This is a genomic window from Pseudomonas sp. LS.1a (assembly GCF_022533585.1).
Lineage (GTDB): Bacteria > Pseudomonadota > Gammaproteobacteria > Pseudomonadales > Pseudomonadaceae > Aquipseudomonas.
On record NZ_CP092827.1, the window covers coordinates 3,010,536 to 3,024,475 of the forward strand.

The 13,940-nt window shown below is 64.8% G+C and carries 14 protein-coding genes; 4 read left to right on the plus strand and 10 right to left on the minus strand.

Annotated elements, in window-relative coordinates; all coding sequences use genetic code 11:
- Nucleotides 1-16: 16 nt before the first annotated feature.
- The 6 genes from MKK04_RS13925 to MKK04_RS13950 all read right to left on the minus strand — a co-directional run bounded on the left by MKK04_RS13925 (nucleotide 17) and on the right by MKK04_RS13950 (nucleotide 4,859).
- On the minus strand, nucleotides 17-574 hold the full coding sequence (locus MKK04_RS13925) for a polysaccharide biosynthesis/export family protein (protein WP_233694958.1): 558 nt from the start codon (nucleotides 572-574) through the stop codon (nucleotides 17-19).
- Between the two features lie 255 nt (nucleotides 575-829).
- Nucleotides 830-1,006 carry an EPS-associated small membrane protein EppA gene (gene eppA / locus MKK04_RS13930; protein ID WP_170931089.1) on the minus strand — a complete coding sequence of 59 codons (177 nt, stop codon included), beginning with the start codon at nucleotides 1,004-1,006 and terminating at the stop codon, nucleotides 830-832.
- A 248-nt stretch (nucleotides 1,007-1,254) separates the two neighbouring features.
- Nucleotides 1,255-1,797, minus strand: a complete 543-nt coding sequence (locus tag MKK04_RS13935; protein WP_207832703.1) for a helix-turn-helix domain-containing protein — start codon at nucleotides 1,795-1,797, stop codon at nucleotides 1,255-1,257.
- Between the two features lie 98 nt (nucleotides 1,798-1,895).
- On the minus strand, nucleotides 1,896-3,314 hold the full coding sequence (locus MKK04_RS13940) for a short-chain fatty acid transporter (RefSeq protein ID WP_207832701.1): 1,419 nt from the start codon (nucleotides 3,312-3,314) through the stop codon (nucleotides 1,896-1,898).
- Nucleotides 3,315-3,468: 154 nt separating this feature from the next.
- Nucleotides 3,469-4,125 carry a CoA transferase subunit B gene (locus MKK04_RS13945; RefSeq protein ID WP_025339254.1) on the minus strand — a complete coding sequence of 219 codons (657 nt, stop codon included), beginning with the start codon at nucleotides 4,123-4,125 and terminating at the stop codon, nucleotides 3,469-3,471.
- 35 nt (nucleotides 4,126-4,160) lie between these two features.
- Nucleotides 4,161-4,859: a CoA transferase subunit A gene (locus tag MKK04_RS13950; protein ID WP_085624876.1), complete on the minus strand. Its 699-nt coding sequence runs from the start codon at nucleotides 4,857-4,859 to the stop codon at nucleotides 4,161-4,163.
- 140 nt (nucleotides 4,860-4,999) lie between these two features.
- Here MKK04_RS13950 and MKK04_RS13955 point away from each other — a divergent pair, with 140 nt between their 5' ends.
- Nucleotides 5,000-5,905 (plus strand): LysR family transcriptional regulator, encoded by a 906-nt coding sequence (locus tag MKK04_RS13955; protein WP_063914154.1) that lies wholly within the window; start codon nucleotides 5,000-5,002, stop codon nucleotides 5,903-5,905.
- Nucleotides 5,893-6,714, plus strand: coding sequence for an aldo/keto reductase (locus MKK04_RS13960; protein WP_207832699.1), 822 nt, complete (start codon nucleotides 5,893-5,895; stop codon nucleotides 6,712-6,714). Before MKK04_RS13955 ends, MKK04_RS13960 begins: the two co-directional genes overlap by 13 nt.
- A 129-nt stretch (nucleotides 6,715-6,843) precedes the next feature.
- Here MKK04_RS13960 and MKK04_RS13965 read toward each other — a convergent pair whose 3' ends face one another.
- Genes MKK04_RS13965 through lexA form a run of 4 tightly spaced genes read right to left on the minus strand, consistent with a single transcriptional unit; the run spans nucleotide 6,844 to nucleotide 12,583 of the window.
- Complete coding sequence (locus MKK04_RS13965) at nucleotides 6,844-9,924, minus strand: error-prone DNA polymerase (RefSeq protein WP_241105580.1); 3,081 nt, start codon at nucleotides 9,922-9,924, stop codon at nucleotides 6,844-6,846.
- On the minus strand, nucleotides 9,921-11,339 hold the full coding sequence (locus MKK04_RS13970) for a Y-family DNA polymerase (RefSeq protein ID WP_207832693.1): 1,419 nt from the start codon (nucleotides 11,337-11,339) through the stop codon (nucleotides 9,921-9,923). The genes MKK04_RS13965 and MKK04_RS13970 overlap by 4 nt, the downstream gene beginning before the upstream one ends.
- Before the next feature lie 6 nt (nucleotides 11,340-11,345).
- Complete coding sequence (gene imuA / locus MKK04_RS13975; protein WP_063914158.1) at nucleotides 11,346-11,966, minus strand: translesion DNA synthesis-associated protein ImuA; 621 nt, start codon at nucleotides 11,964-11,966, stop codon at nucleotides 11,346-11,348.
- Nucleotides 11,966-12,583: a transcriptional repressor LexA gene (lexA, locus tag MKK04_RS13980; protein WP_025339260.1), complete on the minus strand. Its 618-nt coding sequence runs from the start codon at nucleotides 12,581-12,583 to the stop codon at nucleotides 11,966-11,968. Before lexA ends, imuA begins: the two co-directional genes overlap by 1 nt.
- Nucleotides 12,584-12,770: 187 nt before the next feature.
- On the opposite strand from lexA, the gene MKK04_RS13985 reads away from it, so the two are divergent.
- Complete coding sequence (locus tag MKK04_RS13985) at nucleotides 12,771-13,016, plus strand: DUF2790 domain-containing protein (RefSeq protein WP_207832691.1); 246 nt, start codon at nucleotides 12,771-12,773, stop codon at nucleotides 13,014-13,016.
- Between the two features lie 225 nt (nucleotides 13,017-13,241).
- The gene (locus tag MKK04_RS13995) at nucleotides 13,242-13,898 is read left to right on the plus strand and encodes an HAD family hydrolase (RefSeq protein WP_233688372.1); all 657 of its coding nucleotides are present in this window, start codon (nucleotides 13,242-13,244) and stop codon (nucleotides 13,896-13,898) included.
- Nucleotides 13,899-13,940 lie beyond the last annotated feature (42 nt).

Sequence of the window (13,940 nt, forward strand, 5' to 3'; positions counted from 1 at the left end):
CTTATTAAAGGCAAGATCAAGGAACGACCAGCGTATCGCCAGCCTGAAGTTGGATGTTGGTGGACATATCCCGGCCAGACACCAGGTCTCTGTATCGCACGGGCAGGATTTTTTGGGAAGCGCCGGTACCGCGGACCACTTTGATTTCGCTTTCATCGGCAAACTTGTCCAGGCCACCCGACATGCTCAGGGCCTGCAGCACTGCGGTAGGGCCCGCCATTTGTACCGCCCCGGGCTTGATCACTTTGCCTTGTACATAGACCAGGTTGCCGGCGATGCTTTTGACAACAACGCTGACGTTCGGGTCGGGGAGGTATTTTTCGAGTTTGGCAGCCACTTGTTTTTCAACTGCCGTTACATCCAGCCCGGCAACATCGATGCGCCCGGCCAGGGGAAAAGTGATACTGCCGTCGGGAAGTACGGTGGCTTCCTGGCGCAGGCTCTCTTCCTGCCACACCGAAACCATCACCACATCGCCGGGGCTGAGCAGGTAGGCGGTACTGTTCGGGTCGGCGTTACCGGCACCGGACCACACCATCAGCATGCAGAATGCAGCAAACATTGAACGCACCATGAGGGTCCCTCCGGCCAAAAGGCCCGACAAAGAGCACTGAATGAGAACAGCACACCAACTCTCGCTCCGCTTCGCGGCATATGCCCGCCGCGATGGCCTCGATTTTCCTGGAGGCCTTACCTTGACGCTGTGCAGCCTGGCTGTGCTGCCTGCAACCGTGGACCTACACGGGCTACTGGCAATATAGCAACGGTTGGGAAATTGACAAGCCAAGCCCCGGGCCGCTGCATCAGGGTAACACTCAGGCTGGCGGACTCAGATCCTTCCACTGTTGGCGACTGCCACGAAGCCAACGACAGCAAATGCAAAGAACCACCCTGCAGTTGAAACAGGAATGATACTGTTCTGATTGATATACGCATCCGCCGCGCGCGCCGCACCACTTAACAGCACCAGCAAAGACATCGACTTGATAATCAGGGCCGTGCGCATACGCCCCTCCTTTAAAGAGGAAAATCAACCATTTGTTGGCGCGGTGTTCGGGAGTTGTTTCGCTGTTGAATTGAGCTTATGGGCACAATGACATTGCGTCAATGATTCGACACTATAATAAAATTCAATCAGCAATGGACGATATCGTCAAAATAACGACGGACAGATTGGCATGGGAGCTCTGCCGACAGTGGCGCCAGCGTTTCATCGGCGAGAAAAACGTGGGGGCACACGGGCGCCCCCATCATTTACTCGTCTGCGTGGTGTACCACGACCAACAACTGCGCCGGCAGCGGTCCTACCGATCTTAGCCGGTGTGGAATCTGGGCATTGAAATGCAGAGCATCGCCTTGCTCCAGCAGCACCCGCTCGTTCATGAAGTCCACTTCCACCTGCCCGGCATGGACGAACAGGAACTCTTCGCCCAGGTGTTCCTTGAACGTGGGGTCGCTGAACTCCGACGGCGGCTGGATCAGGAACGGCAGCAGGCTGCGCTGGCCGACCTGGCTGGTGAGGGCCGCGTACCCTGGCCCTGCTCCGTCCCCCACCAGGGCCTGGCGCTCGCCATGGCGCACCAGGCTGTAGCGGCTCTGGCCGGCCTGCTCTTCGGCGAACAGCTCTTCGACATTGACATTCAGTGCCCGCGCCAGCTTCAGCGCGGTGGCGATCGAGGGGGTGTTCAGGCCGCGTTCGACCTTGGACAGGTAGCTTTTGGTCATGCCGGTCTTGTCGGCCAGCAGTTCCAGGGTCATCCCCAGTTTCTTTCGCAGCAGTTTCAATCGGATAGACATGCGACGCGGGTTCCAGTCTTAAGCAGCCTGGCCATCATACGTGGACTGCCAAGGAAATGCTGGCTTGCCGGCGATGGGCCGCGCAGCGGCCCCCGACTTTACGGCATCACCGGTGGGATGTACTGCAACGTCGTACCCAATGCCCACAGCAACACCAGCACCAGAGGCACGTGCACCAGCAACTGCACGAACGAGAAGCCGATCAGGTCGCGAGCCTTGAGCCCCAGTACACCCAGCAGCGGCAGCATGTAGAACGGGTTGATCAGGTTCGGCAAGGCTTCGGCGGCGTTGTAGATCTGCACCGCCCAGCCCAGGTGATACTGCAGGTCGTTGGCCACCAGCATCACGTAGGGCGCCTCGATGATCCACTTGCCACCACCCGAAGGGATGAAGAAGCCCAGCACCGCCGAATACACGCCCATCAGCACGGCATAGGTGTCATGGGTGGCGATCTGGGTGAAGAACAGCGAAATGTGGTGGGCCAGGGTCTGCTCGTCGACGCCCTTCACCTGGGTGAGGATGGCAGCGATCGAACCATACAGCGGGAACTGGATAAGCACCCCCGTGGTAGTCGGAACCGCGCGCGCCACCGCATCGAGGAAGCTGCGCGGGCGCCAGTGCAGCAAGGCGCCGAGCATGATGAACAACAGGTTGTAGGTGTTCAGCCCGGAAATGGCGGTAATCGCCGGTTTGGTGGCGAACTCCTGGTACAGCCAGCCAGCGGCCAGGGCCACCAGCATCAGGATCAGGATCGGGCTGTGTTCCAGCCACTCGCCCGGGCGGGTGCGCTGGGGTGCCGGTGGCGCGGTGAAGCTGGGGTCGACCCCGCAGTCCTGGGCGCTACGCGCGCTGTTCGGGCCCGGGGCCGTGGCGTAGGCGATGACCAGCGAGACCACCACCAACGCCGCCAACATCACACCGGACTGCCAGAGGAAGATGGTTTCGGTGAACGGGATCACGCCGGTAATCGACAGGATCGACGGTGGCAGGCTGGCCGGGTTGGCCTGCAGTTGCGCCGCCGACGAAGACAGGCCCAGTGCCCACACGGCGCCCAGGCCCAGATAGGCGGCGGCACCGGCGGCGCGGTAGTCCATCTTCAGTTCGGTGCGCCGGGCCAGGGCGCGCACCAGCAGGCCACCGAACACCAGCGACAGGCCCCAGTTGAGCAGCGACGCCAGCATCGAGATCAGCGCCACCCAGCACACCGCCGAACGGCCATTGCCAGGGATGCGTGCCAGGCGGTCGATCAGCCGCGCGGCGGGAGGCGAGCTGGCCACCACATAGCCGCCGATGACTACGAAGGCCATCTGCATGGTGAACGGGATCAGGCTCCAGAAGCCATCGCCAAAGGCCTTGGCGGTGTCGGTCGGCTTGGCGCCCATGGCCAGGGCGCCGATGCCCACCAGCATCACCGCCAGGGCTGCGAATACCCAGGAGTCAGGGAACCAGCGTTCGGCCCAGTTGGAGCAGCGCAAGGCAAAGCGGGCGGAGCGGCTGTCTTGGATTTCAGCGGCCACGGTTCAATTCCTTTTATTGGTTTTATGAGGTGAAGCAGTACTGCCAGACAACGCAAAAACCCTGTGGGCGCGGGCGTGCCCGCGCATACGTCGGTAAATTCACCGCAGCATTCGCGGGCACGCCCGCGCCCACAGGGTAGGATCGCATGATGCGTTAGAAGGTCATTTCCTTCACATCATCCGGCACGATCAGCTTGCCGGCGGTCTTCTCGATGATTTCTTCAACGCTCACCCCCGGCGCGGTCTCGCGCAGGATGAAGGCGCCGTCTTCGATTTCCAGGTAGGCCAGGTCGGTCAGCACCTTGCGGATGCAGCCGGCGCCGGTCAGCGGCAGGCTGCACTGCGGCAGCAGCTTGGACTCGCCGTCCTTGGAGGCATGGGTCATGGTGACGATGATGTTCTCGGCGCCGGCCACCAGGTCCATGGCGCCGCCCATCCCCTTCACCAGCTTGCCCGGGATCATCCACGAGGCGATGTTGCCCTGCACATCCACTTCGAAAGCGCCGAGCACGGTCAGGTCGACGTGGCCGCCACGGATCATGGCGAACGACTGTGCCGAATCGAAGATCGAGGCACCGCGGCGGGCGGTGACGGTCTGCTTGCCGGCGTTGATCATGTCGGCATCGATGGTGCCTTCGGTGGGGAATTCGCCCATGCCGAGCAGGCCGTTTTCCGATTGCAGCATCACATCCATGTCGGCGGGTACGTAGTTGGCCACCAGGGTCGGAATGCCGATGCCCAGGTTGACGTAGTAGCCGTCCTTCAGTTCACGGGCGACGCGTTGCGCCATCTGTTCGCGGGTCAGTGCCATGGTCAGGATCTCTTTGTTGTTCTGGTGGATGGCGCTCAGGCCTTGACGGTGCGCTTTTCGATACGCTTTTCGAAGGTGCCGACGATGACGCGGTCCACGTAGATGCCCGGGGTGTGGATCTCGCTGGGCAACAGCACGCCGGGTTCGACGATCTCTTCCACTTCGACCACGGTGATCTTGCCGGCGGTGGCCGCCAGCGGGTTGAAGTTTTGCGCAGTGTTGCGGTACACCACGTTGCCGTAGTGGTCGGCCTTCCAGCCCTTGACGATGGCGAAGTCGCCGGTGATGGATTCTTCGAGGATGTACTTGCGGCCGTTGAACTCGCGCACTTCCTTGCCATCGGCAACCGGGGTGCCGTAGCCGGTGGCGGTGTAGAAGGCCGGGATACCGGCGCCACCAGCGCGCATTTTTTCGGCCAGGGTGCCCTGCGGGGTCAGTTCCACTTCCAGCTCACCGCTCAGCAGCTGGCGTTCGAACTCGGCGTTCTCACCCACGTAGGAGGCGACCATCTTGCGGATCTGCCGGTCTTCCAGCAGCACGCCCAGGCCAAAACCGTCGACACCGCAGTTGTTGGAGACCACGGTCAGGCCCTTGACGCCACGGCGCCTGATTTCGCTGATAAGGTTTTCCGGGATGCCGCACAGGCCGAAACCACCAGCCAGTACCGTCATGTTGTCGGTCAGGCCTTCGAGGGCCTGTTCATAGGTTGCAACGCGCTTGTCCAGTCCGGCCATGCTGATCCGCCTTTTGTAGTTGTTGAACCGACGAGGCTGTCGGTGAGCGTGTGGGGACATCTTCACCGCAAGCGACTGATTTGTTAATTTTGTTTTCATCATCGATTGATAAACTTTGCAAAACAACCAACAGGCCTGTCATGAACGTCAAGCAACTGCGCGCCTTTGTCACCGTGGCCAAGTACCAGAGCTTTGCCCAGGCCGGTGAACACCTGCATGTTTCGCAACCCGCCCTGAGCCTGACCATCAAGGCCCTGGAAGAGAACCTTGGCGGCGCCCTGCTCAGCCGCACCACGCGCAGCGTCAGCCTGACTGCCGAGGGCGAGGTGCTGCTGCCGCTGGCGCGGCGCCTGCTGGCCGACTGGGACGACACCGAAGAGATGCTGCGCCAGCGTTTCACCCTGCAACTGGGCCGGGTTTCGGTGGCGGCCATGCCGGCCTTTGCCGGCAACCTGCTGCCCCACTCGCTCAAGGTATTTCGCCAGCGCTACCCGAAGGTCAACGTCACCGTGCACGATGTGATCAACGAACAGGTGCTGGAACTGGTGCGCCATCGCCGCGTCGAACTGGGCATCGGCTTCGAACCGGACAACATCGATGGCCTGGATTTCCACCCGTTGTACATGGACCGGTTTGTCGCCGTGGTGCCCGCCGACTCGCCCTTGGCGCAGCTGCCCCAGGTCAGTTGGGCACAATTGCTGGCCGAAGACTTCGTGGCCCTGCAACGCCCTTCGGCGGTGCGCCTGCTGATGGAGCAGAACGTGGCCGCCCACCACGGCAAGCTGGCGGTAGCTTTCGAGAGCCACCAGCTGTCGACCATCGGCCGCATGGTCGCCAGTGGCCTGGGGGTCAGTGCCGTACCGGCGCTGTGCATCAACCAGATGCAGGAGCTTGGTGCCCGCTGCGTAACCCTGGTCGAGCCCACGGTCGAGCGCCGCATCGGCGTGATTGCCCTCAGCGAACACAAGCTTTCCACGGCGGCGCAAGCGCTGCTCGAGGTACTGCTTTCCAATACCCGGATCCCGGAGGTGACATGCGTTACGTGAAACTGGCAGGTTCGAGCGTTCCGGCCATCGGCCAGGGCACCTGGTACATGGGTGAAGACCCGGCCCGCAAGGCTGCCGAGGTGGCGGCCCTGCAACAGGGCATCGAACTTGGCCTGAGCTTGATCGATACCGCCGAGATGTATGCCGAAGGTGGCGCAGAAGAGGTCGTTGGCCAGGCCATTGCCGGGCGCCGCGACCAGGTGTTCCTGGTCAGCAAGGTGTACCCGCACAATGCCAGCCTGCGCGGCATGGCGGCCGCCTGCGAGCGCAGCCTGACGCGCCTGGGCACCGACTGCATCGACCTGTACCTGCTGCACTGGCGTGGTCAGCACCCGCTGGAGGAAACCGTCGACGCCTTCGAGCGCTTGCGCGAGCAAGGCAAGATCAAGCGCTGGGGTGTTTCCAATTTCGACGTCGACGACCTGCGCGAGCTGCACAACCCCGATTGCGCCACCAACCAGGTGCTGTACAACCCGACCCAGCGTGGCATCGAGTTCGACCTGTTGCCGTGGTGCGAAAAGCGCGCCCTGCCGATCATGGCCTACTGCCCGCTGGCCCAGGCCGGGCGCCTGTTGCAGCACCCGGTGCTGGCGGAAATCGCCGAGCGCCATGGGGCCACAGCGGCCCAGGTCAGCCTGGCCTGGGTGACCCGGGATGACGGGGTGATAGCCATCCCCAAGGCCGTGGCGCCCGAGCATGTGCGGCTGAATGCGGCTGCGGGTACGTTGACCCTGACCAGCGAAGACCTGCGGGCGATCGACCGGGCGTTCCCGGCACCGACACGCAAGCAGCGGTTGGCGATGGTGTAACAGAACTGAACTCGCAAGCAATCCTGGCACCCTGTGGGAGCGGCTTTAGCCGCGAAGAATCCAACGCGGTGCATGGCACCGGCTGCGCCGGTGTTCGCGGCTAAAGCCGCTCCCACAGGGTGCCGGGGATTAATGGAAATCCCGGCTGCGCACATCCAGCCCTTGCAACAGCGGGCTCACATCCTCCAGCCGCCGCGCGATCAGGTGGCGCACGCCATTCTCCTGCTCCAGCCGCCCGCTGACCTTGAGCAACTGCGACCCCACCAGCGCCCGCCGCTGCCGTTCGGCCAGATCCCGCCACACCACCACATTGACCATCCCGTGCTCGTCCTCCAGGGTGACGAAGGTCACGCCGCTGGCGGTCTGTGGCCGCTGGCGGCCCACCACCAGCCCGGCCACGGCAATGTTGTCACCATGCCCGACATCTTGCAGCTCGCGCGAACTGCGACAGCCCAGTGCCCGCAGGCGTGGGCGCAACAAGGTCAAGGGATGCGGCCCAAGCGTGGTACCCAGGGTCTGGTAATCGGCCATCAGGTCCTCCGCCACGCTGGGGACAGGCAGCTCAACGGTGCTTTCCGGCAAGGCTGCCACGTCGGCAAACAAAGGCAGTTGCGGCTGCACCGCCGCCACCTGCCAGCGCGCCTGGTGCCGGTCGCTGGCCAAGGCGCGCAGCGCGCCGGCATCGGCCAGCTGGGCGCGGGTACGCGAATCGAGCCCGGCACGCAGGCACAGGTCTTCGACATCGCGCCATGGCCGCTGCGCCCTGGCCTGCGCCAGGCGCCTGGCATCGGCCTCGGCAAGACCGCGCACCAGGCGCAAGCCCATGCGGATGGCCAGGGCCCCTCCAGGCTCAGGCTCCAGGGTGCAGTCCCAGTCACTGTGGCACACATCCACCGGCCTTACCTCGATGCCCTGGCGCCGGGCCTCTTGCAACAACTGGTCGGGGCTGTAGAAGCCCATGGGCCAGCTGTTGACCAGCGCGCAGGTGAAAATCGCCGGTTCATGGCACTTGAGCCAGCTGCTGGCATAGCACAACAAGGCAAAGCTGGCCGCGTGCGACTCCGGGAAACCATAGCTGCCAAAGCCCTTGATCTGCTCGAAGATGCGCTCGGCAAACGCCAACTCGTAACCATTGCGCAACATACCCTGCACCAGCCGCTCGCGGTGCGGCTCCAGGCCACCGTGGCGCTTCCAGGCAGCCATGCTGCGGCGTAACTGGTCGGCCTCGCCCGGGGTGTAGTCGGCCGCGACCATCGCCAGCTCCATCACCTGTTCCTGGAACAGCGGCACGCCCAGGGTGCGCTCGAACACTGCCTTCAGTTGCGGTGAAGGATACGTCACCGGCTCCTGCTTCAGGCGCCGACGCAGGTAAGGGTGGACCATGTCGCCCTGGATCGGCCCGGGGCGGACGATGGCTACCTCGATGACCAGGTCGTAGAACTTTGCGGGCCGCAGCCGCGGCAGCATGGCCATTTGCGCGCGTGACTCGATCTGGAACACGCCCATGGTCTCGGCACGGCTGATCATGGCGTAGGTGGCCGGGTCTTCGCCGGGAATGGTCGCCAGGGTCAGGTGCCGGCCACGGTGGTGTTGCAGCAGGTCGAAGCAACGGCGCAGGGCACTGAGCATACCCAGCGCCAGCACGTCGACCTTGAGCAGGCCGACCATGTCCAGGTCGTCCTTGTCCCACTGGATCACCGTGCGCTCCGGCATCGCGGCATTCTCCACCGGTACCAGCTCGTCCAGGGGTTGCTGCGAGATAACGAAGCCGCCCGGGTGCTGTGACAGGTGCCGGGGGAAGCCGATCAATTCGCCGGCCAGCACCAGCACCCGCCGCAGCGAAGGGCTGCCCGCCTCGAAACCGGCCTCGGCCAGGCGCTGGTCATCAGGTATGCGATCGCTCCAGCGGCCACAGCATTTGGCCAGGGCATCCACCTGGTCGGCGGGCAGCCCCAGCACCCGTGCCACATCCCGCACCGCACCGGCGGCATGGTAGGTGTTGACCACCGCAGTGAGCGCCGCCCGGTGCCGACCATAGCGACGGAACACATACTGGATCACCTCCTCGCGCCGGTCGTGCTCGAAGTCCACGTCGATGTCCGGCGGCTCGTTGCGCTCGCGCGACAGGAAGCGCTCGAACAACAGGTGATGTTTCATGGGGTCGAGCTCGGTGATGCCCAGCACGAAGCACACCACCGAGTTGGCAGCCGAACCCCGGCCCTGGCACAGAATGCGCTGGCTGCGGGCGAAGGCGACGATGTCGTGCACCGTCAGGAAGTAGCTTTCGTAGCCCAGCGCCTCGATCAGCGCCAGCTCCTTGGCCAGCACCTCCCGCACCTTGCTGCTCGGCCCTTCTGGCCAACGCAACGGCAAACCCTGCTGGCATAACTCACGCAACCAGCTCGCCGGGGTATGCCCCTGAGGCACCAGCTCGCGTGGGTACTGGTATTTCAACTCGCTCAGTTCGAACTGGCAGCGCGCAGCGATGGCCAGGGTCTCGGCCAGCAGGTCGGCGGGATAGAGTTCGCCCAGTTGCGCCTGGCTGCGCAGGTGCCGCTCGCCATTGGCAAACAGGAAGCGCCCGGCCTCGGCCACCAGGCAATGCTGGCGAATGGCGGTCATGCAATCCTGCAAGGCGCGGCGACCGCGCACGTGCATGTGCACGTCGCCACAGGCCACGGCGCGGATGCCGACCCTTGCCGCCAGGCCGCGCAAGCGTTCAAGGCGCAAGGTATCGTCACTGCCGCGGTGCAGGTGCACGGCCAGCCACAGGCGCTCACCGAACACGCCGTGCAGCCACTGCCCGGGGCTGGCATCGCCGCTGTCATCGGCCACCCACAATGCCAGCAGGCCCTGATGGTGCTGCTGCAGGTCATCGCGAAACAGTTGGTACTCGCCCTTCTGCGCCCGTCGCCGGCCCCGGGTGATCAGGGCGCACAGGTTCTGGTAGCCGGCCAGGTCCTGCACCAGCAGCACCAGCCTGGGGCCGTCCTGCAACTGCACTTCACTGCCCACGATCAGCCGCAGCTGATGTTCCTTCGCCGCCTGCCAGGCACGGACGATGCCGGCCAGGGTGCATTCGTCAGTGATCGCCAGCGCCTGGTAGCCCTGCTCACGCGCGCGCCGGAACAGCTCGTCGGCGCTCGACGCGCCGCGCTGGAAACTGAAGTTGGACAGGCAATGCAGCTCGGCATAACCCGGGGTGTTCATGCGAACCAGCCCTGCAGCCACAACGGGCCGGCCTTGCCCAGGTCACGGTAGGCCCAGCCGCGCAGGCCATCACGGGTTTCGATGCGGTAATAGTCGCGACGCACATCGCCGCCATCCCACCAGCCCGACTCGATACGCTCGGCATGGCCTTGCACGCGGTAGCCGGCTTCGTCCAGCGCCACGGGGGCCGACAGCAGCCAGCCAGGGCGGCTGCCAGGAGCCACCGGCATGTTGCCCTGGGCGCCCTGCTCTACCGCTTGCCAGGCACATTCGGGGCGATGATCGGCTGCCGCGCTCAGGCCCTTGACCGCCTCATCGCCCAGGCGCGCACGTAGCCGTTCGCGCAATTGTTCCCAGGGTTGCGCCTGTTGCGCACGCGGGTCGAACAATGCCTGGTGTTGCGGCACAAAGGGTGGCAGGTCCTCGGCGACCAGCCGCAGGTTGCGCACCGGTGCGGGAATGCGCAGCGGTTCCAGGCGCCCGCGCGCCAGTTCGAACAGCATCGCGGCATCGCGTTCGGCGGCCAGCAGGCCCACCTTCAGCAAGGTATCCGGCCCTTCGGCGTGCTCCAGGTGCAGGCAGAAACGCTGCACGCCACAGTCACGCCCGGCGAGGAACGCGGCAAGGTCGTTGAGCATGCGCCGCAGCGGGAACAGCAGGGCCTGGTGTGATTCGACGTCGAAGTTCAGCTCCAGCCGGGTCTCGAAACGGTCCGGAGGCTGGTAGAAGTCCAACCCCAGGTTGCGCAGGCCGAGCAGTTGGTCAAGGTGCAATTGCACCTGGGCCGGAAAGCGCCTGGCCAGGCTGTCGCGGGGCAAGGCCAGCACCTGGCTCAACTGACGCAGCCCCATGCGGGCAAAGGCTTCGGCAGCCTGCCCAGGCAAGCCGATACGCTCGATGGGCATACCCTGCAGCGCCGCGCGGGTGGCGTCGGCATCGCTCACGGCCAGGCCATCGTGGCCGTTGGCGAGCATGCGCGCCGCCACCGGGTTGCTGGCCAGGACGATGCGTTGGCGCAAGCCCAGTTCCGCCAGCTCCTGGCGCAGGCGTGCCTCGAACAGCGGCCAGGGGCCGAACAGCTGCAGGCTGGAGCCCACCTCCAGCAACAGCGCCCGTGGGTAGTGCAGGCTGACCTGGGCGCTGAAGCGGTAGGCCCAGGCTGCCAGCAACTGCTGCACCTGGTCGATGCGCCTGGGGTCGGCTTCGACGCAGCTGAAGCCATCGGCCAGTGCACGTGCCGCCGTCAGGGTTTGCCCGGCCCGCAGGCCCAGCGCGGCCGCCGCCGGGTTGACCGCCTGCAGTACGCGTCGCTGGGCCGGCCCGCCAAGCAGCACCAGAGGTGTATCGGGGTCGTCACGCTCACGCAGGACCGTGTCCAGCGCCAGCTGAGGGAACAGGATGCAGGCCCAGAGCATGCTGCATCAGCCCCGCCCCGGGCAGGCGATGGGCAGCGCCGGTGGCATGCCGCCACGGCTTTTCAGCACGCGCCATTGTGCCGGACGGGTGTCGATGGCAATGCGCAGCGCTGCAGGTGAAGGGTTATGCGCCGCCTGTTGCGGCCTGCAGGCGAAGGCCAGCGCCTGGCCGGTTTCGGCAGCCACCTGCAAGCGCCGCAGGGCGCGGTCATCGGCACGCTCCGGCCAGCACAGCACCGCTGCGCAACTGCCGGAACGCAGGCACTGCTCGGCAGCCCACAGGGCATCTGCAGGTTCGGCGGCCACCTGTACCAGCCAGCGCAGGTCCACCCCCGCGGCCTGCCAGGCCGGGGCGTAAGGAATGAATGGCGGTGCCACCAGTACGATTCGGCTGGCCTCGGCACTCAAACGGGCCAGGGTTGGCCACAGCAGCTGCAATTCGCCACAGCCGGGGCTGGCCAGCAACAGTTCGCTGAGCGCAGACGCCGGCCAACCGCCTTCCGGCAGGCACTGGTCAAGGGCAACATGGCCCGTGGGCTGCAGGCCGAGTGGCCGCGCCTGGGCCTGCCGGCCGCGCCATACCCGGCGCTGGTCGAGCAGCCTGTCGAGGTCGACCACCGCGCCCATCAGTCACGCCTCAGCAAGCCGCAGAACACGCCTTCGATGAAGAACTCCTGTTCAGGTCGCACATCGATGGGCGCATAGGCCGGGTTGCGTGGCAACAGCCGGTAATTGCCGCCCTGGCGTTGCAGGCGCTTGATGGTCACCTCGCCGTCCAGGCGCGCGACCACGATCTGGCCATCGCGGGCGTCGGCCTGCTGGAGGATGCCGACCAGGTCGCCGTCGAAAATGCCGTCGTCGATCATCGAGTCGCCACGCACCTTCAGCAGGTAGTCGGGGGTACGGCGGAACAGGCTGGGGTCGAGCAGCAACTGCTCGTGAATGTCGAGGTCCGGGCCGATGGGGGCGCCTGCCGCCACCTGGCCGAGCACCGGCACTTCGAGGATTTCCGGGCGGCGCAGCCGTTCGGCCAGGCGTATGCCCCGCGCCTGGTTCGGCGTGACGTCGATGTAGCCGGCCTGGCACAGGGCGGTGATGTGCTTGCGCGCGACACTGCGCGAGGCAAAACCGAAGCGCGTGGCGATATCGGCCAGGCTCGGCGGCTGGCCGTGATCGGCAATGCGCTCACGGATGAACTCGAAGATGGCGCGGCGTTTTGGGGTTAGATTGTCCATGGAGCACATTTGTACTCTTTTCGGAGCACGCTGAACAGCCCCCTTCGTCGTCGGCTTGGCGACTGCGATCAATATGTAGCGCGCCAATAGGCCAGATAGTGGAAATATATTTTGCGCACTAAATATTATCGCGCAGCATTAACCCCAGGCAGCAAGCAGTCGCTGATCCCACTACCCAAGCTAACGGAGCATGATCATGACCATCATCAAAGCAATCACCATCGCCACCCTGACCTTTGGCAGCAGCGTCGGCGCCTTCGCCCAGACCGCCTCCCCTTACCAGTACGGCATGGACCTGGACATCGCCCAAGTGATCGCGGTGGAGGGCTCGAGCCAGGCCACCGGCCACGCCGACACCGCCACCCTCACCTACCGTGACAGCGACGGCAAGCTGCAGAAGATCAGCTACCTGCGCCCAGCCACCTACGCCAACCAGAACTGATGACCAAACGTCGAAAGCCGGAGCGTGCCAACGGCCGGTTACTTGGTTGGCTTTCCAGCTTTGGCAGTTGCTGACTCGATGCGCAGGCGCCAACCTCGAGTTCGAGCACAGCTCTGCCAAGGCTGCCGTACTCCAGTACACTCAGGAATTCGCGAAGTTCACGTAACGCCAAAGGCAAAGAATCTCCCTTCTGGCCCGCCCACGATTTCTGGACCTGAATACCCAATGCTGACTGCCCTGCTGTTCGACCTCGACGGAACCCTCACCGACACTGACACCTTGCACCTGCAGGCCTTCCGCCAACTGCTGCGCGAACATGACGGCCGCGAGCTGAGCCAGGCGCAGTTCGATGCCCAGGTCAGCGGCCGTGCCAACGGCGAGCTGTTCGCCGAGCTGTTTGCCGGTGCCAGTGCCGAACAGTGCCGGGAGCTGGCTGACCGCAAGGAAGCGCTGTTCCGCGACATGTCACCGTCTCTGGAGCCGATGCCGGGCCTTGTGCGCCTGCTGGAACATGCCCAGGCTCGAGACATCGGCATGTGCGTGGTGACCAACGCGCCGCGGCTGAACGCCGAGCACATGTTGAACGCCATGGGCCTGGGCCAGCGCTTCGCGCATGTGCTGGTGGCCGAGGAACTGGCACGGGCCAAGCCGGACCCGTTGCCCTACCTGACCGGGTTGCAACGGCTGGGTGCCGAGGCCGGGCAGGCACTGGCCTTCGAGGATTCGCTGCCGGGGGTGGCGGCAGCGAGTGGCGCGGGGATCTTTACCGTGGGCGTGGCCACTACGCAGACACCGGAGCGGTTGCTGGCGGCGGGGGCCAGGTTGGTGATCGATGATTTCAACGACCCGGCGTTGTGGGCCTTGATCGGATCCATGCAATGAGCATGCGGGGCCGCATCGGCCTCAAGCCATGCGCCATCCCTG